Source organism: Rhodanobacter sp. B04 (genome assembly GCF_002001125.1).
Lineage (GTDB): Bacteria > Pseudomonadota > Gammaproteobacteria > Xanthomonadales > Rhodanobacteraceae > Rhodanobacter.
This window is the reverse complement of sequence record NZ_MUNV01000018.1, coordinates 15,893-40,882: the sequence shown is the minus strand read 5'-3', so window position 1 is coordinate 40,882 and position 24,990 is coordinate 15,893. Positions and strand designations below refer to the sequence as shown.

Sequence of the window (24,990 nt, the reverse complement as noted above, 5' to 3'; positions counted from 1 at the left end):
ACAATCATCGCAGCCACAGCCACCACACCAGCAGCAGGACCAGCAGGACCAGCGCCGCCCAGCCAATCCATTCGATATGTTTGTGCAACATGCGTTCGGCACGTTCACCGAACAGTTTGATCAGCAGGGCAAGGAGCCACACCCGCTTGCCACGGCCCACCGCGATGCAGGCGAGGAACGGCAACAACGGCACGCCGACGATGCCGGCCGCCCAGGTGACGAACTTCATCGGAATCACCGGCTGCAGCGCAGCCAGCATCAACGCTCCCAGCATGGCCAGCCAATGCTGGTTCATGTCGGTCCGCAGGTTTTCCACCCAGATCGAAACGGTCTGCTGCATGTGCGGACTGAACAGCGGCTTCACCGCCTCGTAGGCCCAGTGCCCCAGCGCATAACCGACCAGCGCTCCGACCAGTGAAAACAGCAGCGAGATGTTGGCGTAGAAAAACGCCTTGTGCCGTTTGCCCAGCATCATCGGTGCCAGCATCACCTCGGGCATGACCGGGAAGATGAAGGCCTCGACGAAACTCAGCCCGCACAGGTAATACAGGGCGCGTGGCGCCCGTGCCCACACCAGTGCGCGGGCATAAAGCGTTCCGAACAGGCGCATCAGCCGATTCCCCCGAGCAGCGGCACGAAACTCACCGCGCCGAGTTCCTCCTGGATGAAGTCGCCCTGCCCGTCGCCGCGCATGCGGATCAGGGTCTGCCGGCTGGGCGAGCCGACCGGTGCCACCAGCACGCCGGTGGGGCTCAGCTGGTCCAGGATCCGGGTCGGAATGGTGTCGCCGGCGGCGGTAAGGATGATCGCGTCGAACGGCGCTTCATCAGGCCAGCCCAGCTTGCCGTCGTCGTAGCGCGAGCGCAGGTTGGCCAGGCCGAGCTGGCGGAAACGGCGACGGGCCTGACGCAACAGCTCCTCGATCCGCTCCACCGTGAACACCTGCGGCACCAGCGCGGCCAGCACCGCTGCCTGGTAGCCAGAGCCGGTGCCGATCTCCAGCACCTTCTGCGGCATGCCGAACTCGAGCAATGCCTCGGTCATCCGCGCCACCACCCACGGCTGCGAGATGGTCTGGCCGTGACCGATCGGCAGCGCGGTATTCTCGTAGGCGCGCGAATGTAGGGCCTGGTCGATGAAGTGATGACGTGGCGTGTTGCGGATGACATCGACCACGCGCAGGTCGCGGATGCCTTCTTCCTTCAGGCTGTTCGCGAGGCGATCGCGCGCACGCTGCGAAGTCATGCCTTCGCCCTTGAGCTCCGCGGCCGGCAGTGGGTAAGGAGTCATCGCTCAGGCGGCCTCATCGTGGGTGGTCTGGCCGGTCGCCATGTCGTCGCTGAGTGCCTGCATCCAGCTGCTGACTTTCTCCAGTGCCTGGAACCGGGTCAGGTCGACGTGGATCGGCGTCACCGAAACAAACCCTCGTCGCACGGCATCGAAATCCGTGCCGGGGCCGGCGTCGTCCACCTCGCCAGGCGGACCGATCCACCAGATCGGCCGCCCGCGCGGATCGGTCTGCTTGATGCAAGGCGCGGCGCGATGGCGCCGTCCCAGCCGCGTCACCTCAAAGCCCTCGATCTCCGCCCATGGTCGATCCGGCACGTTGACGTTGAGTATCGTATCCGCCGGCAGCGGATCGACCAGCAGGCGCTGCATCAGCAGCAGCACGGCACTGGCAGCCGAGTCGTAGTGCACGCCCTTGTGATCCTGGCTGACCAGCGACACCGCAATCGCCGGCAGGCCGAGAAAACGTCCTTCCATCGCCGCCGACACCGTGCCCGAATAGATCACGTCGTCGCCGAGATTCGCCGAGTTGTTGATGCCCGACACCACGATCTCGGGCTCCTGCTCCAGCAATCCGGCCAGCGCCAGGTGCACGCAGTCGGTCGGCGTGCCGGCCACGCGGTAATAGCCATTGCCCATCGGCAGCACGCGCAGCGGTGCATCGAGGGTGAGTGAATTGCTGGCGCCGGAACGGTCGCGATCAGGCGCCACCACGGTCACCTGGCCGACTGCACCGAGGCGCTCGGCCAGCACGCGGATACCCGGTGCATCCACGCCATCGTCGTTACTTACCAAAACTCGCATGATGATCCGTCTGAGACTGTCTGCGGATGCGTCGCCGGCAATTCCCCGGCGCGCACTCCATCACCGAAGTCTACCGTAGCGAACAGGCAGATTTACATGCACTACACCCGCTGCGATCAGCGTCACGCATTACCATGGCCGCATGAAGCGCCGTGCACCCTCCCCGGTCGACGATCACGACAGCCGCCTGTTTCGCGAGGCGATCGGCGACGTGCGCCAGCTCGACCAGGTCGAGCCGCCGCCAGCCGCGCCAAAACCGGCGCCCCACCCGCACATGCTGGAAGCCGACGAGGCGGCGGTGCCGGGCGAACTGCTGCAGATGGCATTCGACCCGGCCATGCTCGAAGTCGGCGAGGAGTTGAGCTACCTGCGCGACGGTTACCCGCCGAAGCTATTGCGCCAGCTCAAGCGTGGGCAGTTCAGCGTGCAGGACGATATCGACCTGCACCAGATGAATGCCGCCGCCGCACAGGCCAGCATCGTCACCTTCCTGGCCGAGGCGAAGCATGGCGGACTGCGTTGCGTGCGCATCGTGCACGGCAAGGGCCTGCGCTCGAAAGCTGCCGGGCCGGTGCTGAAAAGCCTCACCGACCGCATGCTGCGCCGACGCGACGATGTGATCGCGTTTGCCTCGGCACGACCTGCGCAAGGTGGCACCGGTGCCGTGGTGGTGCTGTTGAAAGGTTAGGTCATATGCGAAGAAAGAGGAGTGGGAAGTGAGTAAAAGCCCCGGCGCTCCGTGCTCACACTCAACTTCTCTACTATTCACTTCTGCTCGCAAGCCAGCTCGCGCACCACCACCGTGGCATAGGCCCCGGCCGGCAGCTCGAACGCCAGTTCCAGCGCATCGTCTGCCAGCCAGCGCCAGGTCAGATCCTTCGGCAGCAACCGCAGGGGGCGTCGTTCCTGATCCATGCGCGCCGCGGCCACGCCTTCGGCGAGGTCACTGTTGGCTGCACCGATCTCGCGCTCCAGTGCGCCCGCGTCACCCTGCGTCGGCGGCTCGCCCTGCCCCCACAACGGACCGGACGGATGGATGTCCGCCCGTGCCAGCCGCTCAGCCAGCACGTGACTAAGCGGTTCCGGACCGAACCAGGAGCGCGAACCGGCCAGCGACCAGATTTCGCCCTCCAGCGGCTGATCCCATGCACCGCGCTCGACCCTTGCCGCGAGCACGCTGTTGAAGATGTGCGAGCGTGCGGCCGACAGCAGGAACGAGCGCTTTTCGCGATCGACCCGGCGTCCCGCGAACATCGCCCGCGCCTGTGCCACGTTGCCGCCCTCGCGGCCGAAACGCTGCTCGCCGAAGTAATTCGGCACGCCGCGTGTGGCGATCAGCGCCAGCACTCGTTCGGCTGCCTCGCGATCTCCCTGCGCCGCACGCAGCACCAGCGTGAAGCGGTTGCCGCGCAATGCGCCGCGCTTGAGCTTGCGAGAGTGTCGTGTCGCTGCCAGCACCTTCACGTCAGCATGCGGGAATGCCGACCAGTCGGGATCGGGCTTGCCGGCGAGTTGCACCGAGAACGCCTGCCGGGTGACCGCATGGCGATCCTTCAACCCGGCATAACCGACCGCGACCGGCGATACGCCGGCAAACTTTGCCAGCTCGCGCGCCACCCAGTCGGTGTTCGCACCGCGCTTCTCCACCCACAGCAAGGCATGCTCGCCAGCGCCATCGGCGTCGTAGCCGAGGATTTCCTCGACCACGAAGTCCTCCGGCGTGCTGCGCAATTGCGCCTGCAAGGGCGGCGCACCATGGGCCCACGGCAACGGGGCCAGGGCAAGTTCGGATTCGGACATGACACTCCGCCGGTCGCGCCGGCACTCAAATGGAAACGGATTGCGCTCAGCGCCGCTCGAGCAGTACGCAGACCTGTGCCGCGATACCTTCACCACGGCCGGTGAAGCCGAGCTTTTCGGTGGTGGTGGCCTTGATGCTGACGCGGCCTACCTCGCTGTCCAGGTCGTCGGCGAGGTTTGCACGCATCGCCGGCGCGTGCGGGCCGACCTTGGGCGCCTCACAGATCACCGTGACGTCGGCATTGCCCAGCGCGTAACCGTGTTGCGCCATCAGCATCGCTGCATGGCGCAGGAACTGGCGGCTGTCGGCGTGGCGCCAGCGTTCCTCGCTGGGCGGAAAATGCGTGCCGATATCGCCCAGCGCCAGCGCACCGAAAATGGCGTCGCACAGCGCGTGGATGACCACGTCACCGTCCGAATGCGCAACCACCCCGCGATGATGCGGCACACGCACGCCACCGAGCGTGACATGGTCACCGTCACCGAACGCGTGCACGTCGAAACCCTGGCCTATGCGCATCATGCTGTCCTCGCGAGCAGGAACTCGGCCAGCGCGAAATCCGCCGCCGTGGTCACCTTGATATTGTCCTCGGCGCCTTCGACCAGCAAGGGTGCGAAACCAGCCTGCTCCATCGCCATCGCCTCGTCGCTGGGATTCACCCCGCGCCGCGCCGCATCGCGCAGCGCCATGGACAACGGGCCGCGCCGGAACATCTGGGGGGTGAAGGCGCGCCAGCGCTGCTCGCGCGGCTCGGTCAAGCCGCTGCGACCGGCAGCATCCGCGCGCTTCAGCGTGTCGCGCACCGGCGCCCCCAACAGGCCGCCTCCCGCCGCGCTGGCCAGCTCGATCAACTTGCCGATATCGGCCAGCCGCACGCAGGGCCGTGCTGCATCGTGGACCAGCACGAAATCGTCCGCGCCCACGGCATCCGGCAACGCATCCAGTCCCGCCAGCACGGAGTTGCTGCGCTCAACACCGCCGGTCGCGGTCAGCACGGGCTTGCCGCTGAGCGAGGTGATACCCGGCCAATGCCCGTCTGCAGCTGCCAGCGTCACCAGCAGGCCGGCAATCTGCGGATGCGCAGCAAGCCGCTGCAACGTATGTTCGATCAACGGACGTCCGCCTAGCGGCAGGTATTGCTTGGGGCAATCGCCGCCGACCCGGGTGCCGCGCCCGGCCGCCGGCACCACGCACCACACCAGTGGCATGCTCATGGCGAGCCGGCAGACGAGGTGGCCTGCGGTGTCGCCGCGCTGGCGGCATTGGCCGGCTGCTCGACCACCTGATAGAACGTCTCGCCTGGCTTGATCAGCCCCAGTTCGGTGCGCGCACGCGCCTCGACCGCCTGATCGCCGTGCTTGAGATCGAGCACATCCGCGCCGACAGCCTGATTTCTCTGCAGCAGCCTGGCGTTGTCGTCGGTCTGCTTTTTCACCGCCATGCGCAGGCTGTCTACCTCGTGCATGCTGCCGTTGCCGGACCACAGCTTCAGCTGCAGTCCGATCAGGATCAGGATCAGAACCAGGGCGATCCAGCGCAACATGGGCCGTCGACTATTCCGCTCAGCCCGGCAGGCGGGTCAGGTTCGGGAACGCGTTGCGGCCGGCATAACGCGCGCCAGCGCCCAGCTGCTCCTCGATGCGCAGCAGCTGGTTGTACTTGGCCACACGGTCGCTGCGGCACAGCGAACCGGTCTTGATCTGGGTCGCCGTCGTGGCCACCGCGATATCGGCGATCGTGGTGTCCTCGGTCTCGCCGGAGCGATGCGAGATCACCGCGGAATACTTCGCGGCGTCCGCCATCGCGATGGCTTCCAGCGTCTCGGACAGCGTGCCGATCTGGTTCACCTTGATCAGGATCGAATTGGCGATCTTCTTCTCGATGCCTTCGCGGAAGATCACCGGATTGGTCACGAACAGGTCGTCGCCGACGATCTGAATACGATCGCCAATGGTATCGGTCAGCAGCTTCCACCCGTCCCAGTCGCCTTCGGCCATGCCGTCCTCGATGCTGACGATCGGGTACTGCTTCGCCCAGCCGGCCAGCAGGTCGACGAATTCAGCCGAGCTGTACTGCTTGCCTTCGCCGGCCAGGTCGTACTTGCCGTTCTTGTAGAACTCCGAGCTGGCCGCGTCGAGGCCGAGCAGGATCTCGCCGCCGATCTTGTAACCGGTCTTGTGGATCGCTTCGAGGATGGTGTCCAGCGCCTCGATGTTGGAGCGCAGGTTGGGTGCAAAGCCACCTTCATCGCCCACCGAGGTGCTCAGGCCGCGCCCTTTGAGCACGCTTTTCAAGGCATGGAAGATCTCGGCACCGGCGCGCAGCGCCTCGCCAAAGCTTGGCATGCCCACGGGCAACACCATGAACTCCTGCACGTCGATATTGTTGTCGGCATGCTCGCCACCGTTGATGATGTTCATCATCGGCACCGGCAATGCACCGGGCTTGCCGTTCGACAGGTAGTTCCACAGCGGTTCGTCGCGCGACGCGGCCACCGCATGTGCCGCCGCCAGCGACACGCCAAGCAGCGCGTTCGCGCCCAGCTTGCTCTTGTTCGGCGTACCGTCCAGCGCAATCAGCTTCGCGTCCAGGCCTTTCTGATCGGCCGCGTCGAAACCCTTCAGCGCATCGGCAATTACGCCGTTGACGTTCGCGACCGCGTTCTTCACGCCCTTGCCGCCATAGCGCGACTTGTCGCCGTCCCGCAGTTCGACCGCTTCGCGCGAACCGGTGGAAGCACCGCTCGGCACGGCCGCACGACCGAAGCCGCCACCGGCGAGGGTGATTTCGGCTTCCAACGTGGGATTGCCGCGCGAATCGAGGATTTCACGGGCGTGGATGCGGGTGATCAGAGTGCTCATGCGGTGTCCGTTTGCGTTCGTGGTGATGATAGTGAAGGAGCGCATCGCTGCGCCCGGCAGCTCAGGAAACGGTCTGCTCCAGGAAACCGTGCCGCTTGGTCACGGCATCGAGTTCCATCAAGGTTTCCAGCAGCGCTTCCATCTTGCCCAGCGGCCATGCGTTCGGGCCATCGCTGAGCGCCTTGCTGGGATCAGGGTGCGTCTCGGCGAACAGGCCGGCCACGCCGACCGCGATCGCGGCGCGCGCCAGCACCGGTACGAATTCGCGCTGACCGCCCGAAGTGGCCCCCTGGCCGCCCGGCAGCTGCACCGAATGGGTGGCGTCGAACACCACCGGGCAGTTCGTGTCGCGCATCACGCTGAGCGAGCGCATGTCCGAGACGAGGTTGTTGTAGCCGAAGCTGGCGCCGCGTTCGCACACCATGATCTCGTCGTTGCCGACCGCCTTGGCCTTGGCCACGACATGCTTCATGTCCCACGGCGCCAGGAACTGGCCCTTCTTGATGTTCACCGGCTTGCCGGCACGCGCGACCTTCTGGATGAAGTCGGTCTGCCGACACAGGAACGCCGGCGTCTGCAGCACGTCGACCACCGAGGCGACCTCCTCCATCGGGGTGTATTCGTGCACGTCGGTGAGCAGCGGCACGCCGACCTGGCGCTTCACTTCGGCCAGGATGCGCAGGCCCGCTTCCATCCCCGGTCCGCGGAAACTGTCGCCGGAAGAGCGGTTCGCCTTGTCGAAGCTGGACTTGAAGATGAAGTTCACGCCGAGCCGACTGGTGATTTCCTTCAGCGTACCGGCGGTGTCGATCTGCAGCTGTTCCGACTCGACCACGCACGGCCCGGCGATCAGGAACAGCGGCCGGTTCAACCCGATCTCGAAACCACACAGCTTCATGCGATCGACTCCTGCGCCAGCCGCTCACCGTCACGCACCGCCTTGAACTCACGCGCCGCACGGACGAAACCGATGAACAGCGGATGGCCGTCGCGCGGGGTCGAGGTGAATTCCGGATGCGCCTGGCAGGCCAGGAACCACGGGTGCCGCTGGGGCGGCAGCTCGACCATCTCCACCAGCAGGTCGTCCATCGACTTGCCCGAGATCACCAGCCCCTTGTCTTCGAACGGCTGGCGATAGCGATTGTTGAATTCGTAGCGATGCCGATGGCGCTCGCGCACCACGTCCTGCCCGTAAAGCTCGCGCGCCAGCGTACCGGCCTTCAGGCGGCATTCCTGCGAACCCAGGCGCATGGTGCCGCCCAGGTCGGAACGATCGCTGCGCTGCTCGATGTCGCCGCTGGCGGTGGTCCACTCGGTGATCAGCGCGATCACCGGGTCGGGCGTGTTGCGGTCGTTTTCGCTGGAATCGGCCTCGGTCAGACCCGCCACGTGGCGGGCGAAATCGATCACCGCGGCGTGCATGCCGTAACAGATGCCGAAGTACGGCACGCCATGTTCGCGCGCATATTTCGCGGCGAGGATCTTGCCTTCGAAACCGCGCTTGCCGAAACCGCCCGGCACCAGGATCGCGTCGGCCTTGCCGAGCACCTTGGCAGCGCCCTCGGCCTCGACCTGCTCGGAGTCGATCCAGTCCAGGGTCACCCGCGTCTGCTGCTTGATGCCGCCATGGCGCAGCGCTTCGCCCAGCGACTTGTAGGCATCCTTGTGTTCGACGTACTTGCCGACGATGGCGACGGTGATCTCGTCCTTCGGATGCTCTACCGCATCGACCGTGCGCTGCCAGGCGGACAGGTCCGCCGGCTTCGCATCGAGGCCGAGCTTCTTCACCACGATGTCGTCCAGCCCCTGCTGGTGCAGCCACAGCGGCTGCTTGTAGATGATGTCCACGTCGGCGGCGCTGATCACCGCGTTCTCGGGCACGTTGGTGAACAACGCGATCTTGCGGCGCTCGCCCTCGGGCAACGGCTGCTCGCAGCGGCACAGCAGGATGTCCGGCTGGATACCGATCGAGCGCAGCTCCTTCACCGAATGCTGGGTCGGCTTGGTCTTGATCTCGCCGGCGGCCTTGATATACGGCACCAGGGTGAGGTGCATGAACACCACCTTCTCCGGGCCATGCTCGATGCGCAGCTGGCGGATCGCCTCCAGGAACGGCAGCGATTCGATGTCGCCGACCGTGCCGCCGATCTCCACCAGCGCCACGTCGAAACCGCGGGTGGCCTCGTGGATGCAGTGCTTGATCTCGTCGGTGATATGCGGGATCACCTGCACGGTGGCGCCCAGGTAATCGCCCCGACGCTCCTTGCGGATCACGGCGTCGTAGATCTTGCCGGTGGTGATCGAGTTCTTGCCGGTCAAGCGGGTGTGCACGAAACGCTCGTAGTGACCGAGGTCGAGGTCGGTCTCTGCACCGTCGTCGGTCACATAGACCTCGCCGTGCTGGAAGGGGCTCATCGTGCCCGGATCCACATTGATGTAGGGATCGAGCTTCATCATGGTGACCGAGAGTCCGCGCGCTTCGAGAATGGAAGCGAGCGACGCCGCAGCAATGCCCTTGCCAAGCGAGGACACCACACCGCCGGTGACGAAAATCAGGGGGGTCATGGAAAGTAGCCGTGCTGGAAATTAGGCATTTTAGCCGCAGAAGCGTCCCGCTGCGAGATGGCAATGGATATTTCATCGTTTTGGTTCATCTCCACGACCGCCACGACGGGTGAAACAGCGCTTGGCCGCCTGCTAGCATGACCGGATGAACTCCCCCATTCCTGCCCGTCTCGCCGCCCTGCGCGCGGCCATGCAACAGCATGGCGTCGCCGCCGTCCTCGTTCCCAGCGCCGATCCGCACCTGTCCGAATACCTGCCTGGGCACTGGCAGGCACGGGCGTGGCTGTCCGGTTTCACCGGCTCGGCCGGCACCCTGATCGTCACCGCCGATCACGCCGGGCTGTGGACCGATTCGCGCTACTTCGCGCAGGCCGAACAGCAGCTGGCCGGTAGCGGCATCAGCCTGATGAAGCTGCGCGTGCCGCACGCCGCCGAGCATCTGGAATGGTTGCAGCAGCACCTGCGCGACGACGAGGTGCTCGCGGTAGCCGGCGACAGCGTGGCGCTGACCACCCAGCGGCAGATCGAGCGCCGGCTGGCCACGACCGGCGCCACCGTGCGCACCGACCTGGATCTGCCTGGCGCGATCTGGACCGACCGTCCCGCGCTGCCGCAGGCGCCGGTGTTCGAACATGAGCTGGACCACGCCTGCATCCCGCGCGGCGACAAATTCGCGCGCCTGCGCAATGCGATGCGCAAGCTCGGCGCCACCCATCACCTGCTGTCCAGCCTCGATGACATCGCCTGGCTGACCAACCTGCGCGGCAGCGACGTGGAGTGCAATCCGGTATTCCTCGCCCACCTGCTGGTGCAGCCGGGCGGCCGTGCCACGCTGTTCGTCCATCGCGCCAAACTCAGCGATACCCTGGTCGCCGCGCTGGCCGCCGATGGCATCGGGATCGCCGACTATGCGTCGATCAGCTCGGCCTTGAACGAGCTGGGGACGCCGGACAGCCTGCTGCTGGACAGTGGCCGGGTGGTCGGCGCGATCGCCGCGGCGATCGCGCCGACCGTCAGCCGGATCGAGGCTGCCAACCCGAGCACCGCGTTCAAGGCCGTCAAGAGCGCCGCCGAACTCGAGCATATCCGCGACGTGATGCGCCGCGACGGGGCAGCCCTGGTACGCGGCTTCCGCCGGCTGGAACAACGACTGGCCGCCGGCATGACCGTGACCGAACTGGATGTCGACACCCTGCTGCACGAAGAGCGCTCGGCCCAGCCCGGCTGGATCGGCGAGAGCTTTGCCACCATCGCCGGCTACCAGGCCAACGGCGCGCTCCCGCATTACCGCGCCACGCCGGAATCGCACAGCACGCTGCAGGCCGAGGGACTGCTGCTGATCGATTCGGGCGGCCAGTATCTCGGCGGCACCACCGACATTACCCGCGTATTGGCGCTCGGCGAGACCACGCCGGAACAACGACGCGACGCGACGCTGGTGATGAAAGGCATGATCGCGCTGTCGCGCGCGCGCTTCCCGAAAGGTGCCAGCGGCCCGCAACTGGATGCGCTGGCACGTGCGCCGATATGGGCCAGCGGCATGGATTACGGCCACGGCACCGGCCATGGCGTAGGCTATTTCCTGAATGTGCACGAAGGCCCGCATGGCATCCGCCCGCCGGTCGCTGGCGGGGCGTTGGTGGCGCTGGAGCCGGGCATGATCAGCTCGATCGAGCCAGGGTTGTACAAGCCGGGCCGACACGGCATCCGTCATGAGAATCTGGCGGTGGTGATCGAGGCCGATCGCACCGAGTTCGGCGAGTTCAACGCCTTCGAGACGCTGACCATGTGCCCGTTCGACCGCCGCGCCCTCGAAGCGGGCCTGCTCAATCCGGAAGAGCGCGCGTGGCTCGACGATTACCACGCCAATGTGCGCGCCGCGCTCAGCCCGCTACTGGACGACGCCGACCTGGAATGGCTGAACCGGCATTGCGCACCGCTCTAGGCGCCCATCCGCGACAGCGATCAACTGCGCTTGGGCGGCACCAGCCGGAGCTTGCTGACCGGAAACTGCGGTTGATTCGGACATAGCAGGTGCAGGATCTCGTCCGCCTTCAGCGGGTACGAATACAGGTAGCCCTGCCCTTCGGCACAACCGGCACGCAGCAGGAAATCATGCTGCGCCTCGGTTTCGATGCCCTCCGCAATCGTGCCCAGGCCAAGGCTCCTGGACATCGCCAGCATCGCCTCGGCAATCGCCGCATCGTTGGCGTTGCCGGGCAGGCCGGTGACAAAGGAACGATCGATTTTCAGATAGGCCACCGCCGGCAGCTTGAGGTAGGCCATCGAGGAATAGCCGGTACCAAAATCGTCGACCGCCACTTCGATACCCAACCCATGCAGGGTACGCATGGTGCGCTCGGTATCGTCGCCCAGCCGCAACATCGCGCTCTCGGTGATCTCCAGCAGCAGACGCTTCGGCGACAGCTGTCGCGACTGCAGGGTGCGGCTGACGCCGTCGACGAAGGCCGGGTGGCCGAACCAGCGTGCGGAAATGTTCACCGCCACGCGGATCGGCGGCATGCCGGCCAGGTCCCAGACCTGGATCTGCGCGCATACGGCCTGCATCACCCATTCGTCGATGCGACGGATCATGCCCAGGCTTTCCGCCACCGGGATGAATTCGCCGGGCAGCACCTCGCCACGTTCCGGATGCTGCCAGCGCAACAGCGCCTCCACCGCCACGATGCGCCCGGTGCGCAGCTCGATGCTGGGCTGGTAGAGCAGATGGAACTCGTTGCGTGACAGCGCCAGCCGCAACTCGCTGGCCAGCTGCAGGCGGCGGCGGGTATCGGCATGCATCATCGGCGTATAGAAACGGAACGTGTTGCGCTCTTCGGTCTTCGCGGTATACATCGCGGCATCGGCGTTGGCGATCAGGGTTGCCGAATCGGTGCCGTCCAGGGGATAACCGGCCACGCCGATGCTGGCACTGAGGACGACCTCGTAATCGTCGACGATCAGCGGCTCGGACAACGTCGCCAGCAGCCGGTTGACGATCGGGCGCGCATCCTCGCGCAGGCTGAGCCGGTTGATCAGCACGGTGAACTCGTCGCCGCCGATGCGCCCGACCACATCGCTCTCGGACAACTGCCGGCTTATGCGATCGGCGACCTTGACCAGCAGGCGGTCGCCGATCGCATGGCTGTAGCTGTCGTTGACGATCTTGAATGCGTCCAGATCGATGAACAGCACGACAACCGCCAACCGCTCGCGCTCAGCCAGAGCTATCGACTCGCTGCAACGGCGCTCGAACTCCGCCCGGTTGACCAGCCCGGTCAGCGGATCGTGCCGCGCCAGGTGTTCCAGCCGGTGCTGATGCAGCTTCGCTTCGTGGATGTTGGTGAACACCGCGACGAAGTACAGCACCTGATTGTCCGTGTCGCGGATCGCGCTGATGCTGAGGTGTTCGGGATAGCTGCTGCCGTCATTGCGCGTGCTCTGCACTTCGCCCAGCCAGTTGCGACCCGCGGCGATATCCTCCCAGATCGACTTCGGCAGGGGCTTGCCATCGGGCAGACGGCGGCTCTCATCGAACCGTTTGCCCTGCAAGGCCACGCTGGTGAAACCGGTGATGTCCGTGTGCGCCGCATTGGTCGAGATCACGCGGCGATCCGCATCCGCAATGATAACGCCCTCGACAATGCTGGCCAGCGCCTCGGCGGCGACCCGGCGCTCCTGCTCGATCGCCACGCGCTCGGAAATGTCGCGGATGATCGCCTGCCGCACCGGCAGGTTGCCCCACGTGGCGAGGCTGGTCTGCGTCTCGACCGGGCGCTTGATGCCGCCCAGCCCCAGCAGCGTGTTGGTGGCGGCACGACCGGCCTGCTGCCCCGAGATCGATTGCACGAACAAATGGACAAACCTGTCGCCGATCAGCTCATTGGCGTGACGCCCGGTCCATATCGATGCCGTACGGTTGACGTCGAGTATTCGCCCGCTCGTTTCATCGACCATCACGATCGCATCGGCTGCGCTGTCGAACAGCAGCCGGTAGCGCTCCTCGGTACCGCGTACGCTTGCCAGGATCCGGCGTGCCATCCTCAACCACAGCAGCATAGCGATGCATGCCGCAGCCAATACGCTGCCGAACAGGATTTCACTGACCCAGGATGCGCCAAGCGCAATCTCCAGCGAGAAGATGTTGGTGCGCGGCCCGATATAATTGTTGAGCGTATAAATGCGCTCGCGCTGGCGAGTCAGTTCGGCGCCGGACAGTCCGCCACCTGCATGGGCCGCCTGCAATTGGCGTGCGATGCCCGCAAGCTCGGCAATCGCGTCGTCCGTCGAGTACCACGCCCGCAGCGCCTCGTTGATGTGCGGTGCGGAGGGAAAATGCTCAAGTATGAAAATCATCCCGGGTATGGCCGCGGGGATCACGCTGCCACGCTCGAATGCCTGCATCACCTTTTCATGGTCGAAGCTGCCCGACGCGATGGCATCGCGTGCCCAGCGATCGGAATCAAGCACGGCATAGTTGCGCCGGAAACTGTCGATATCCGCAGCGTTGCCGCTGACCGCATAAGCATCGAGATCGATCACCGACTGCTTCTGGGCCTTGGACCAGAGACTCTCGCCGTTCAAGAACCCGGCGAGAGTGATCTGAACCTGCAGGGCTCCCCAGGTCAACGCCAGGATCAGCCCCACCATCGCCACCAACGCGTACACCAGCGGCATCAAGCGTCGTGACAGCGGTCGTTGCAAGGTGGTTTGTGCGTTACGCATCGTACCTCTTTCTATCATGGCCAATACGTTGTGAATACACACCTGCAACCTTGCCACGACCGCATCTATCAGGCAGCAGCCTCGCTCACTGCCTCCAGATAACGGCGCACCTCAAGGCAGCGATCCATGCTGATGCGCATGCTGGTATAGCTCCGCTTGATACAGTCGCCGACATGCGTCACCTCATCGGCAGCCGGCGTCGTGCCCATCAACGTACAGACTATCTCCAGAGCCTCCCACGGATGGGTATCGTCATAAGCCGCATGCAACTGTAGCCAGCGCAAACTGCCCACCCTTTCCTTCGCCGGAAAGCTTTCGGCATAGGTTTTACTCTCATAGACGCGCTGCGACCACTCTCCGGTGGCTCCTTCAACGGCATAGTTGGTGGCCGCGATACTGGCAGCCAGGCTGCCGCCGGTACAAATCTCCTCGCACCAGTCAGCAAGCGTCCCGGTACCATGGGGTGCCCGTCCATGCAGAACCTGCTCGCGCGACACACCTGCGCCCTCGGCCCAGTTGAGCCAGTATTCGGCGTGGTTCTGCTCGACCCGGATATTGCGTACCAGCCAGCGCCGGGCCAGATTGTCGCCGGGACTACGGCCGAAACGGGTCTTGAGCAGGCTTAGCGCCATATAGGCCGGAAACCGCTCGATCACGGGCCAGATGCCCACCATGAAGTTGGCCGTGGACGCATGGCTGAGGGTAGCCTTCCTCATCATGTCCCACATCTCATGCTGCACCACGCTTTGTTTGGTGCTCTCGCAATCGGCCACCATGTCCTGTGCCCATTGTGGGTAGCTGGTCAGTTCGGTCAATGCACCGGTACGTTCGAAATGCGTGTTCATTTGGTTTTCCTCGTAGTTGTGACGTCATATGGGTTACTGCTTTGTTCGGCCGGCACGGGAGCCGCTGTGCCCAGCCATCCCCGGCATCGGAAAGTGATGCCGGAAATCCTGGACCCCTGTTCCTGGCATCGGATTACCCGAGCCGGATGCGGCGTGGCTCTCAGCGCCGGCATCCCGGAACCAACGATGGGTCCATGACAGGCGAGCGTAGCGCTGCCTAGCGCGTCCTGCGGTCATGGGGGCGAGGGTCCTGCTTCATCGGGCAGCCGTCTGGATACCGTGCCGCATTCCGGCCAACTGGATTCCAGCCGTCGGCGCGCTTCTCGATCAGGCCTGGGCGGGTCTCGAAAAGCCGGGCTTCTTCTCGTCGGCCCCGCACGGCGCCTCCAACAGCCGAATGGCTGGTCGAGCAGGGACCCGGAGCGCTCCTGGATTCAGTCGCTTGAGATCGCTGGAGTAAGGCCCGCAACTCGGCCTGCTGGGCGAAAGCCGGTGGCGCCGGAGGTCGACTCCATCGCCGGCGGCACGCGACCGAACCTACACCACCGTGGGAGGGACAAAGACTGGATTCCGGAGGCTGCGCTGGCAACCACGCGGCTTGCGGCCAAACGCCTGCTGCAGCGGAAGCCGGTCAAACGGATCATCGATTACGCTGCTTGCAGCTTCGGATGGCAGGCGTTGCACGATGCCGGTGCCGCGCAGCCGCAGGTCACCGGCAACAATTGATCGGATTGCGACGTCCAGCCTGCGCGCACGTCAGCTGGACGGCTTGGAAGAACCCGTTGCCAGCGTGAGCACTGCGTCGGTCGTGCTGTCGCCCTCGCTGCCGAATACGGAATGTGATTCCTCGGTGTGCCGCGAGATCACCACCAGTCGGGTCCCGACGGTGCGCAACTCGTAGCTGGACGCGCTGCCCAGCTCGATGCCGATCAGCATCTTGCGTCCCTTGATCTGCACTGCCTCCTTCACCGCGACCGGCACACCGTCGGTACCGAGCCACACATTCAGTTGCCCGGTGTATTGCTTGATCGTCATCTGTTTGCTGGCTGAGGGCGGCAATGGCACATCGAACACCAGCAGATGCGCGGGCTTGCCATCATGCATCTCGTCGCGCTGGCTGGAGAGAATGGCGCCATCGAGTTTGCGCTGCAGCTCCGGTGCGAAATCCAGCATCGGCTGCACGTTCACCGGACTGAGCTTGCCCAGCAGGTCCGCGATCGGCGTGGGGGCGTCCTTGTTCTTCGCGTGTATGGCCGCCTCCTGCGCCGAGCGCTGCAGCAAGGCCGGCGAAAAGCCCATCTGCAAGCCGTCCGTGCCGCTGGCCACACTGATCTGCACTTGCGCCTGCGTATTCTTTGCCGCATCGCTGCCATCGTGCACCGTGCTGTTGACGCACGCTGTGACTGCCAACGGCCGGTCCGCGCGCAAGCGCGTCAGCGTGCTGCGCAAATCAGGCACTGGATCTCCATGTGCCGCCGATGCTGCCAGCAAGCCCAGAACCACCATCGACCACAGAGCGCCATGCTTCATGAAACCGTCCTTAGTTATGAGTGGGTGAAAACGTGACCGCAACCGGCACGATCGGGTTCCGCTCGCTGCCGCTCCATCATGCACGCCCCAATGCACGGATGTCCGCCGCTTCCAGTATCGCCCTGGGCGCAGCGCGGCGAGCCACCGCCAGCATCGCACGGCCGACAATCTGCGTGCTCAACACCGTATTCGGCATCAACATGCGCAGCATTGGCAGCAACGGCCGTGCCAGCAGATAGAACCAGCGATAGGCGTCCGTCTTGGAACGGATGCCGTGCAACGGCTGGATGATGCCTGGCCGGAATACGTATACCGCCTTGAACGGCAGCCGCTGCAATGCATTTTCGAGCCGGCCGCGCACCCGCGCCCACATCACCCTGCCCGCCTCACTGCTGTCCGCACCGGCACCGGAGACATAGACGAACGTCATCTGCGGGTTGAGCCGTGCCAACGTCTTCGCCACCGCCAAGGTGAGGTCGTGGGTCAGTCGCGTGTACTGCGCCTCCGCCATGCCGGACGAGGCCACGCCAATGCAGAAGAAGCACGCATCGAAATTCGTGAGCTCCGCTTCGATGGCGCTGCAGTCAAACAGGTCCTGGTGCACCAGTTCGTGCAGCTTGGGATGTTGCTGGCCCGTCGCGGTACGACCGACCGTCTGTATCCGGGTCACGTCGTCGGCATGCAGGCACTCGCGCAATGCACCCTGACCGACCATGCCGGTAGCACCGAACAACAGGACATTCATGGTTTTACCTCATGCCAGCGGTCATACATGGCTGGAAAGGATAGTCCGCAAGGCAGGAATCGCATCGGTTCTGGTTGCAACGCGCTTATTCTCAGATCGTGTGGCCGCGTACTGGCAGCCATCGCATGAACAACCGGCTTTGTGCGGGCATCGCGATTACCGCGCCGCCAAAGGTCATATATCGCACGCGATACGCATCGCCTATAAACGCTCAGCCTCTTGCGCGCATCAGACCGATGTTGCCAACCCGGAGTAGAAACCATGCGAAAAACCATCCTTGCCCTGCTGTTGACGACGCTGCCCTTGGCGGCCGGCGCGGCTGAATGCCGCTACAGCGCGCCGCGCAATGCCGACCTTGACGCCGCCGGCCTGAGCAGCCTGCTGCTCAAGCTTGGCTCCACCGACCTGGACATCCAGAGCGTCGCCGGCTTGACCAAGGTCGAGGTACGCGGCACCGCCTGTGCCTCCAACGCGTCGTGGCTGAGCGACTTGCAGGTCGGTGCCAACCGCGATGGCGACCGCGCCACAGTCGACACAGAGCATGACAACAGCCATATGAACATCAACCTGTTCGGCTCCAGCTACGCATATCTGAAACTGCAGGTCCGCGTGCCGGCATCGCTCGCCATCAACGTCGACAGCGGTTCCGGCGACGTCAACGCCAGCAACCTCGCCTCGCTGAACCTTGATTCCGGCTCGGGCGACCTGGTCGCGGACCACATCGCCGGCGCCTTGACCCTTAAACTCGGCTCGGCCGATGTAAAGGCGCAGCACGTCGGCAGCGTCAACCTGCACGAAACCGGCTCGGGCGATGTGCACGTCGATGATGTCCGCGGCGATGTCCAGGCAGATCATTCCGGTTCGGGCGATCTTGTCTTCAGCAACGTGAGCGGCAGCGTCAACGTCGGCGCGACCGGCTCCGGCGACGTCACGCTCAGCCATATCGGCCGTGACGCCAGGGTCGGCAGCACCGGCTCCGGCGATGTCAACGCCAATGGCGTCGGCGGCAATTTCAGCGTAGGCGCCAACGGCAGCGGCGACATCCATCATCAGAACGTCAAGGGCACAGTCAGCGTACCGAAGAGTGACGACGACTGAATCGCGACTCGGCATTGCCATCGACCGGCACTGTCCGCTGCCTATCAGGCAATGCACCGGCGCATCGGGCATGCCACCGCGTTGAACCATGACCGATCTGTCTGGATGAGCGAAACCGTGCTGGTGGCGGCAAACCGGCATGGCGCTTCAGAACGACCGCCGCCGCACACAGCCTTTCGACACGGATGGTCAGCCTCGGGTGGGCTTGAACACCACGCAGAAGCCAGAAGTCAAGGCCCCATCGCCGCCTGGGCATCCAGCATCGATTGTTGCGAGACCTGCACTGCTCCACGCACCGGCTGATCGATATCGAGGATAAGCGCGGCCGCGATCAGCAGCAGCACGAACAGCATGGTGCTGGCCCAGCGCGCATGACCTTTCTCGTAACCCACCAGGAAGGCGACGAACACGCTGTAGATGAGCAGCACCACCAGCACGCGCGTCGGGATATGCGCCGCACGCGCTGCCTTGCGCGACGCGGCCAGGTCGAACATGTCGTTGGTTGCCGAAACGACCAGCGCTGACAGGGGTGTCGTGCGGATCGGCTCGATGCCACGGCTCATGGCCTGCCAGAACCGGTTCTGCAATCGGGAGGCACGTGCGTAACTGGCATCCTGTTCCTGTTCGGTGCTTGCCTTGCCGTAGACGATGCGCTCGGCCACATAGGCCCGCATGAGCGGCTCCAGCTCGCTGCGCGCATTGGCATCGAGCAACTGCACCCGCAGCGCGGTGGTGCCGATCGCATTCGCCTCGGCAACAACCAGCTCGCGCCGGCTGTCGTAGCGACTCAGGCTCATCGAGAAGGTGAAGCTGACCAGCAGTGCCAGCAAGCCCAGCACGCTGGTCAGGGTGAAGCCGTCCTCTGCCTCGGGCGAACCGCCACGGATTTTTCGCCGATGCATCCAGTAGCCGAATTCACGCGCGGCGACCAGGCAGAGCAGAATCCCGAACGTGGCCAGCCACGCGACCACGTCGATGTCATGCGTTGAATCCGAGAACATATGGAGGCCCCAGGCAAGCACCGGCTTGCGACATCGCTGCATGGTATACGGCACCGCCCAGCTCGACAGCGGGTAACTCGGGGGATACCCGGCCCTGCATGGCCTGTCATCGGGGCCGGCCGGTCGATCAGCCTCTCCTGGGGATCTCCAGTCCGCGCCTCACAGCGGGTCGCGCCAGCCCACGAGCGAGCCATGCAACGACATGGGCAAAGCTGTCGTATTCGACCAGCTCGCGTGCCCCATAAAAGGTGATGAGGTTGTTGACCCAGCCGAGCGTGGCGATGTCGGCAATGCTGTATTCCTCGCCCATGATCCAGCGGCGGCCGTCGAGCCGCGCATCGAGTACGCCCAGCAGGCGCTTCGATTCGGCAACATAGCGAGCAAGCGGGCGCTTGTCGGCAATCTCCTTGCCGGCGAATTTGTTGAAGAAGCCGACCTGGCCAAACATCGGGCCGATCGCCGTCATCTGGAAGAACAGCCACTGGATCGTCTCCCAGCGCCGTGCCGGGTCAGCCGGAATGAACTTGCCGGACTTGTCCGCCAGATACAGCAGGATCGCACCCGACTCGAACAACCCGAGCGGCCTGCCGTCGGGACCGTCCGGGTCGATGATCGCGGGAATTTTTCCGTTCGGGTTCAGCGACAGGAACTCGGGCGTGTGGCTCTCGTCCTTCATGATGTCGACGAGATGCGGCTCGTACGGCAGCCCGGCCTCCTCCAGCATGATCGACACCTTCACGCCGTTGGGCGTGTTGAGCGAATAAAGCTGGATCCGGTCCGGGTACCGAGCAGGCCAGCGAGCGGCGATGGGAAAATCGGAGAGATGGGACATGTCGTATTCCTGCGTCTCGGGGCCAAGGCAAGATAGGCCATTGGGGTCCAACACCACCCCTTCCAAGCCATGCTGAAAGATGGGCCTCTCGCGTTGCTTGCTATGGCTTGAGCTCAATACCCGCGTCGATCAGCAGCTTCTGCAAGTCGGCCGTTTGCGCTTCATAGTGTTTCCAGCGTTTGACCGAACTACGGTACATCGGCCTGCGCACCTGCACTGCGCTGGCCGTCGCGACAGGCGCCGGATTGTCCTCGAAGCGCAGGCAGGCATCGTCCCAGGACAGGCCGCAGAACTCGAGCATCTGGCGCGAACTGTTTTCCTGAGAATCCACCAACGTCTCGTAATCCACCTCCAGGATGCGTCCCGGGAATAGCCGTTGCCAGTGCGCCATCAGGCGATCGAACAAGACGTAGTAACGCCCGGTATCCAGCAGGTCGAATGAGTAGTCGTAATTGGTCGACTGCAGCGCGAAAAGCTGGCGAAAATTGCTCAGGCATGTATCCATCGGATCGCGCCGCAAACAGATGATCTTTGCGTTGGGCAAGGCGTTGGCGATGAACCCCGCATAGAGAAAATTGTGCGGAAGCTTGTCGATGAAGCGGGGTTTTTGGCCAGTCGCCGGCCGGGTGCTGGAAAGATAGGTTTCGCCCAACTTTCGCCAATCGATCCTGCTTGCGCAGCCGATGGTCTCCGGATCCAGCAGCTGTGGCGTGCGACTGCCGGAGACCTGCTTGAACGAGACCGGGAAGTTCTGCAGTTCGCCCGCGGAATGCACATCGCGATGGCTGGAGATGATGCGCTCCACCAGAGTCGTGCCCGAGCGAGGCATGCCCAGGACGAAGATCGGTTCGTCGGTCGGGAAACCTGCGGCAGCAGGTTGCGGCTCCGTCAGGGCACGGGTCAACGCAGCAAACTGGGCCTCTTTCTGTTCGTGCGAATAACCTCGTCCGACCCTGCCCGCCGCCTTGCCGATGGCGAGGTGTTCGAAGGCACGGGGATAGTCGGCCAGATCCTCGTACTCCTTGAACAACGCCAGATGCAGATGCAACTGCGCCACCGGGTTGCCGACGCTGTCTGGCAGCAGAGACTGCAATCGCTGCAGATGATTGCTCGCCCGGCTCTGTTTGCGCAGCTGTGACAATGTCAGATGGATGTCCCAGGACTGTGGCGCCAGATCAAGGCAGACTTCCATCTCCTGGTCGGCATCATCAAGCCTGCCCAGGCAGATCAGCGATTTGGCCAGGTTGTAATGAAGATCGGCGCGGGCCGGTGCGAGCGCTACCGCGCGTTCGTACAGCGTTACCGCGCGCTCATGCTCGTTGGCACGCGACAGCACCACCCCAAGGGTATCGAGCGTCGGAGCATCCAGCGGCGACAGGGTCAACGCCCGGTCGACGACCCGCAGAGCAACCGCAGGCTGGTTGACCAGGGAAAGCACTTTCGCAAATTGCGCCGCATATTCGGCCCGCAGGGGATCCAGCTTGACGGCCCTCTGCAGGTGCTTCACTGCCTGTGGCATCTGCTTCAAGCCGAGCGCAGCAAGCCCGATCAGGTAGTGCAACCCTGCATGGTCTGGCGCAAGCGGCAGCAGCGGTGTCGCCACATCGTATGCCTGGCGCCAGTTTCCCTGGTTGTACGCCGTGGTGGCCTGGGCAAAGAGCTTGTTGGGGTCGGGCATGCAAGGCCTTAACGTGACGACAGATCGTGCCCCGGCGATTATGGCTTATCCCATCACGTAACGCAGATTCGAATAATTGCGGAACAGCCATTTGCAGCGGCAATGCTGGACGCCGCTTGCGGGAAACCTCGGGCGGCCGACCTGGCGTACTGGCAATGCCCGCACTGTTCCACGGCTCACGCGTATCGAGCAGGCCAAGCTGGCCATCCAACCGACCGGGGCTCTTTGGTGTTTGGCGCACCTCGATGCAACCACATTTCTGCAAGAGCCACCGGACGCGCTACTGCTTGTTTGCTGCTGGAATGATGTATTTGGCCACAAGATCCTGCAGCGGATACCAGGTCTTGAAATCGCCATAGTTGCCGGCGGTGATCACGACCGTGATGTCCAGCTCCGGCACGACGATGATGAATTGGCCACCGTTGCCTTCGGCGGCGTATTCGCGATAGTCGTGGCCGACGGATTTCATCGCATGCAGATGCCAGGCATAGCCGTAGCCGTGGTCCGGCGCGAATTCGGCATGGCGGATGGTGGACAGATCGACCCAATGGCGATCGATCACGCGATGCCCATTCCAGACGCCACCGGCGAGATACAGCTGCCCAAGTTTGAGCATGTCGCGGGGGCGCAGGTAAATGCCGCCGGCAAGGTAGGCATCACCGTTCGGCATCAGGTTGATGTGGTAGTCGCGCATCTGCAACGGCCGGCCGATATAGGTGTCGAAGAACGCCGGCAGCCACATGCCCGTGGCGTGGCCGACGACACCGCCCAGCAGGTTGATGCCGGCCGAGCAGTACACCGCCTTGTTGCCGCCAGGGGCGCGAGCCATCGGCAAGTCCAGGGTGTAGCGGTACCAGTCGTTCTGCCGGTGCTGCGACTGCATGACATCCTCGTTGCCCGGCGATTTGTCGTCGTTGTCATCGCAGGCCAGCCCTGAAGTCATGCTCATCAGATCGGCGACCGTGATCTGGCGCTTGCACGGATCGGGGTTGGCCAGACCCTGGTACTGCGGCAACAACGACAGTACCGGCGTATCCGGAGTGAGCTTCGTACTGTGCTGCATCGCCAGACCGACCATCAGCGAGGCGAAGGACTTGCCAGCCGAGCGCGTGTCATGCTTACGCTCGCGATCGAAGCCATGGAAGTACTCCTCCACCACCAGCTTGCCATGCCGTGCGATCAGCACGCCCTGGATCTGTGGCGCCGCCGGACCGGTCATCGCATCGCGCTCGATGCTCTCGACGAGCGCGGCGATCATGTGCGCGTCGAGCCCCGCATCCTGCAGCGATGAGGTCGCCCAGCCATCGTCCAGATCCAGTGGTTGCCGGTAGGCGTAGCTGGTCGCCGCCGGCGTCCGCGGATAGAACCCCGGCGCATGATCGCGGTCGCGGCGCGTGAAGGCGAACCAGCCGATGCCCTGCCAGTCCAGGCGCAACTGACCGCTGTCTTCGTCGAAGTTGCCGTGCAACTGCCAGGCGGGTCGCCGCGGGTCGCTCAATGTCAACGCATCGCCATCGACCGCCACCTTGTAGAGCTGGCTTCGGCCGAGGTTGAATTCCGGATTGGCGATGGAGGCCACCAGCGCACCATCGGACCCGCGCGCGATCTGCAGGTATTGGGAAACACGATCGGCCAACGGCTGCACCCGCCCCGACCACACGCCGGCCTGCACCGGCTTCAAGGTCAGCGGCGTGGCGTAGGCACTGCTCAACGTGGTCCCCGCCGGCTGTATCCAGAACCCGTCGATAGCCGACGCATCGGCGGCCAGATGGCCACGGAACCGGCCTTGATCGCCGGGCAAGCTGACATCGATGCGGTCGCCCGCACGATGCACGGCCGCCTCGAAGCCACCGATCGACGCCCGCCACTCGTCGCTGCGGCCATCGATCACCAGTGTCCCGGCGGCTTGCGGCACGAATGCCGTTTCATTTCCCCACAGACCGAGCAGGCGATCCGCGCCGGCCGGCGCCGGTTCATCCGCCAGCACGATCATGGGGAGGACTGCCGCAAACAAAGCGCCAAGGATCAGGGTAAGTCGTCGCATGATTCGGTTTCCGCTTGGGAACAGGGTGCGACCTTGAGCCACGGCCGCCATCCCCATCGATCCTAGTGTGCGTGGCTACGCCGGTCTTGTATCTGGCAAACCTGCCCGGCCGGTTGTCGCGCCCAACCGGTAACCTCGGGGCGACACACCGAAGGCGGCCTTGAACGTATGCGAAAAGTGCGCCTGATCGAAGTAACCGCATGCCTCGGCGACATCCACCAGTTCGGCGGACGTGTCCATCAGCAGTGCCGCCGCCTTGGTCAGGCGGCAACGTCGCAGGTAATCGCCGGGCGTGCATCCGAAATGATGGCGGAAGGTCCGCGTCAGATGCACCGGATGCACGCCGGCAACCATGGCGACATCCGACAGGCTCAACTCGGTGCCGCAGTCGTCGTGCATCAGCTCACGCGCCCGCCGCAACCAAGCCGGCGCGCGGTCAAGGACATCCTTGAAGTCGAGCGCCGTGGCGGTCAGCAGCTCCGCGCACAAGGACTCGACGATCAGCCCGTCGTGCGGCGTCGGCGCGGCACCACTCGCCGCCATGTTCAATGCCACGCCCAGCGCGGCACGGCCAAGCACACAGGCGTGGTCGGGAAGCGCGACCGCGTAGGCAAAATGTCGCTGCGTGGCCATCGACACCGACACCGTGAAGAACTGTCCACCATCGCCACGAAAGCAGTCGCGATGCGTGGTGCCGGGCGGGTTGTAGATCAACAACGGGCGCTCTGCCACCGCAGGTGCACCCGCGGCCGAGGACACATAGGCGCCCCGCATGAGCAGCACGAAATGAGCCTCCGTATGCGTGTGTTCCTCGACTTCGTGTTCGGGGACCGTCGGCACGCGCCGCGCCACCACGAAACCGCCGGCAGGCAAGCGCATCTCGTACTGCCCGAGAAACTCGTCGTGGGCGAAAATCCGGCGGGAGGTCACTGTCTGCATGGCCGGATCATCGCCGCTTCCTGGCCGCCAATCCATGTGCCGGAAGAATCCATGTGCACGAACTGCCGGATCCGGGCCTCGAATTCATCCATGTCGATGTCCGAGGTCATCGCCATCGTCACGGTGACGTCTGGCACGTGATGCGCACACGGCGTGTCGCATAGCTTTGGCGTGATCCGCTGCAACGCTTCGCCAGCAGCTCGCGCAACCCATGAATGTTCCGGATCGGGAGTCC

General features: G+C 64.4%; 24 protein-coding genes. 4 read left to right on the top strand and 20 right to left on the bottom strand.

The window, feature by feature from the left end; all coding sequences use genetic code 11:
• Positions 1-4: 4 nt before the first annotated feature.
• The 3 genes from B0E46_RS13145 to surE are packed head-to-tail and all read right to left on the bottom strand — an operon-like array spanning position 5 to position 2,091.
• Positions 5-610: a VTT domain-containing protein gene (locus B0E46_RS13145; protein WP_077556247.1), complete on the bottom strand. Its 606-nt coding sequence runs from the start codon at positions 608-610 to the stop codon at positions 5-7.
• Positions 610-1,290, bottom strand: coding sequence for a protein-L-isoaspartate(D-aspartate) O-methyltransferase (locus B0E46_RS13140; protein ID WP_077556246.1), 681 nt, complete (start codon positions 1,288-1,290; stop codon positions 610-612). Before B0E46_RS13140 ends, B0E46_RS13145 begins: the two co-directional genes overlap by 1 nt.
• Positions 1,291-1,293: 3 nt before the next feature.
• Positions 1,294-2,091, bottom strand: a complete 798-nt coding sequence (surE, locus tag B0E46_RS13135; RefSeq protein ID WP_077556245.1) for a 5'/3'-nucleotidase SurE — start codon at positions 2,089-2,091, stop codon at positions 1,294-1,296.
• Between the two features lie 142 nt (positions 2,092-2,233).
• Here surE and B0E46_RS13130 point away from each other — a divergent pair, with 142 nt between their 5' ends.
• Entirely contained in the window at positions 2,234-2,779 is a 546-nt protein-coding gene (locus tag B0E46_RS13130) for a Smr/MutS family protein (protein WP_077556244.1), read from the top strand.
• Between the two features lie 77 nt (positions 2,780-2,856).
• On the opposite strand, the gene truD is transcribed toward B0E46_RS13130, so the two are convergent.
• The 7 genes from truD to B0E46_RS13095 all read right to left on the bottom strand — a co-directional run bounded on the left by truD (position 2,857) and on the right by B0E46_RS13095 (position 9,318).
• Complete coding sequence (gene truD, locus B0E46_RS13125; RefSeq protein WP_077556243.1) at positions 2,857-3,891, bottom strand: tRNA pseudouridine(13) synthase TruD; 1,035 nt, start codon at positions 3,889-3,891, stop codon at positions 2,857-2,859.
• Positions 3,892-3,937: 46 nt separating this feature from the next.
• A complete protein-coding gene (gene ispF / locus B0E46_RS13120; protein ID WP_077556308.1) occupies positions 3,938-4,411 on the bottom strand; it encodes a 2-C-methyl-D-erythritol 2,4-cyclodiphosphate synthase in 474 nt (157 codons plus the stop codon).
• Positions 4,411-5,106: a 2-C-methyl-D-erythritol 4-phosphate cytidylyltransferase gene (gene ispD / locus B0E46_RS13115; protein WP_077556242.1), complete on the bottom strand. Its 696-nt coding sequence runs from the start codon at positions 5,104-5,106 to the stop codon at positions 4,411-4,413. Before ispD ends, ispF begins: the two co-directional genes overlap by 1 nt.
• On the bottom strand, positions 5,103-5,435 hold the full coding sequence (gene ftsB / locus B0E46_RS13110) for a cell division protein FtsB (protein ID WP_077556241.1): 333 nt from the start codon (positions 5,433-5,435) through the stop codon (positions 5,103-5,105). The genes ispD and ftsB overlap by 4 nt, the downstream gene beginning before the upstream one ends.
• A gap of 19 nt (positions 5,436-5,454) precedes the next feature.
• Positions 5,455-6,753: a phosphopyruvate hydratase gene (eno, locus tag B0E46_RS13105; RefSeq protein ID WP_077556240.1), complete on the bottom strand. Its 1,299-nt coding sequence runs from the start codon at positions 6,751-6,753 to the stop codon at positions 5,455-5,457.
• Between the two features lie 61 nt (positions 6,754-6,814).
• Positions 6,815-7,651: a 3-deoxy-8-phosphooctulonate synthase gene (gene kdsA / locus B0E46_RS13100; RefSeq protein WP_077556239.1), complete on the bottom strand. Its 837-nt coding sequence runs from the start codon at positions 7,649-7,651 to the stop codon at positions 6,815-6,817.
• A complete protein-coding gene (locus B0E46_RS13095; RefSeq protein ID WP_077556238.1) occupies positions 7,648-9,318 on the bottom strand; it encodes a CTP synthase in 1,671 nt (556 codons plus the stop codon). Before B0E46_RS13095 ends, kdsA begins: the two co-directional genes overlap by 4 nt.
• A 145-nt stretch (positions 9,319-9,463) precedes the next feature.
• Between B0E46_RS13095 and B0E46_RS13090 the strand changes: the two genes are divergently transcribed.
• Positions 9,464-11,263 (top strand): aminopeptidase P family protein, encoded by a 1,800-nt coding sequence (locus B0E46_RS13090; RefSeq protein ID WP_077556237.1) that lies wholly within the window; start codon positions 9,464-9,466, stop codon positions 11,261-11,263.
• 20 nt (positions 11,264-11,283) lie between these two features.
• Here the strand turns inward: B0E46_RS13090 and B0E46_RS13085 are convergent, their stop codons facing one another.
• Positions 11,284-14,043, bottom strand: coding sequence for an EAL domain-containing protein (locus B0E46_RS13085; RefSeq protein WP_077556236.1), 2,760 nt, complete (start codon positions 14,041-14,043; stop codon positions 11,284-11,286).
• Positions 14,044-14,111: 68 nt separating this feature from the next.
• Positions 14,112-14,888 (bottom strand): iron-containing redox enzyme family protein, encoded by a 777-nt coding sequence (locus B0E46_RS13080; RefSeq protein WP_077556235.1) that lies wholly within the window; start codon positions 14,886-14,888, stop codon positions 14,112-14,114.
• Between the two features lie 492 nt (positions 14,889-15,380).
• On the opposite strand from B0E46_RS13080, the gene B0E46_RS13075 reads away from it, so the two are divergent.
• Positions 15,381-15,614: a hypothetical protein gene (locus B0E46_RS13075; RefSeq protein WP_077556234.1), complete on the top strand. Its 234-nt coding sequence runs from the start codon at positions 15,381-15,383 to the stop codon at positions 15,612-15,614.
• A 30-nt stretch (positions 15,615-15,644) separates the two neighbouring features.
• Here B0E46_RS13075 and B0E46_RS13070 read toward each other — a convergent pair whose 3' ends face one another.
• Positions 15,645-16,418 (bottom strand): hypothetical protein, encoded by a 774-nt coding sequence (locus B0E46_RS13070; RefSeq protein ID WP_139350543.1) that lies wholly within the window; start codon positions 16,416-16,418, stop codon positions 15,645-15,647.
• A gap of 76 nt (positions 16,419-16,494) precedes the next feature.
• Positions 16,495-17,163 carry an NAD-dependent epimerase/dehydratase family protein gene (locus B0E46_RS13065; protein WP_077556232.1) on the bottom strand — a complete coding sequence of 223 codons (669 nt, stop codon included), beginning with the start codon at positions 17,161-17,163 and terminating at the stop codon, positions 16,495-16,497.
• A gap of 261 nt (positions 17,164-17,424) precedes the next feature.
• On the opposite strand from B0E46_RS13065, the gene B0E46_RS13060 reads away from it, so the two are divergent.
• Positions 17,425-18,261, top strand: a complete 837-nt coding sequence (locus tag B0E46_RS13060; protein WP_077556231.1) for a DUF4097 family beta strand repeat-containing protein — start codon at positions 17,425-17,427, stop codon at positions 18,259-18,261.
• Between the two features lie 230 nt (positions 18,262-18,491).
• On the opposite strand, the gene B0E46_RS13055 is transcribed toward B0E46_RS13060, so the two are convergent.
• The 6 genes from B0E46_RS13055 to B0E46_RS17765 form a co-directional block, all read right to left on the bottom strand.
• Positions 18,492-19,262 carry a hypothetical protein gene (locus B0E46_RS13055; RefSeq protein WP_168171211.1) on the bottom strand — a complete coding sequence of 257 codons (771 nt, stop codon included), beginning with the start codon at positions 19,260-19,262 and terminating at the stop codon, positions 18,492-18,494.
• A 127-nt stretch (positions 19,263-19,389) separates the two neighbouring features.
• Positions 19,390-20,094: a glutathione S-transferase N-terminal domain-containing protein gene (locus B0E46_RS13050; protein WP_077556229.1), complete on the bottom strand. Its 705-nt coding sequence runs from the start codon at positions 20,092-20,094 to the stop codon at positions 19,390-19,392.
• Between the two features lie 100 nt (positions 20,095-20,194).
• Entirely contained in the window at positions 20,195-21,772 is a 1,578-nt protein-coding gene (locus B0E46_RS13045; RefSeq protein WP_077556228.1) for a sulfotransferase, read from the bottom strand.
• Positions 21,773-22,052: 280 nt separating this feature from the next.
• Positions 22,053-23,816: a serine hydrolase domain-containing protein gene (locus B0E46_RS13040; RefSeq protein WP_168171210.1), complete on the bottom strand. Its 1,764-nt coding sequence runs from the start codon at positions 23,814-23,816 to the stop codon at positions 22,053-22,055.
• A gap of 75 nt (positions 23,817-23,891) precedes the next feature.
• The gene (locus B0E46_RS13035) at positions 23,892-24,755 is read right to left on the bottom strand and encodes an AraC family transcriptional regulator (RefSeq protein ID WP_168171209.1); all 864 of its coding nucleotides are present in this window, start codon (positions 24,753-24,755) and stop codon (positions 23,892-23,894) included.
• Positions 24,743-24,940 carry a hypothetical protein gene (locus tag B0E46_RS17765; protein ID WP_168171208.1) on the bottom strand — a complete coding sequence of 66 codons (198 nt, stop codon included), beginning with the start codon at positions 24,938-24,940 and terminating at the stop codon, positions 24,743-24,745. The genes B0E46_RS13035 and B0E46_RS17765 overlap by 13 nt, the downstream gene beginning before the upstream one ends.
• Positions 24,941-24,990 lie beyond the last annotated feature (50 nt).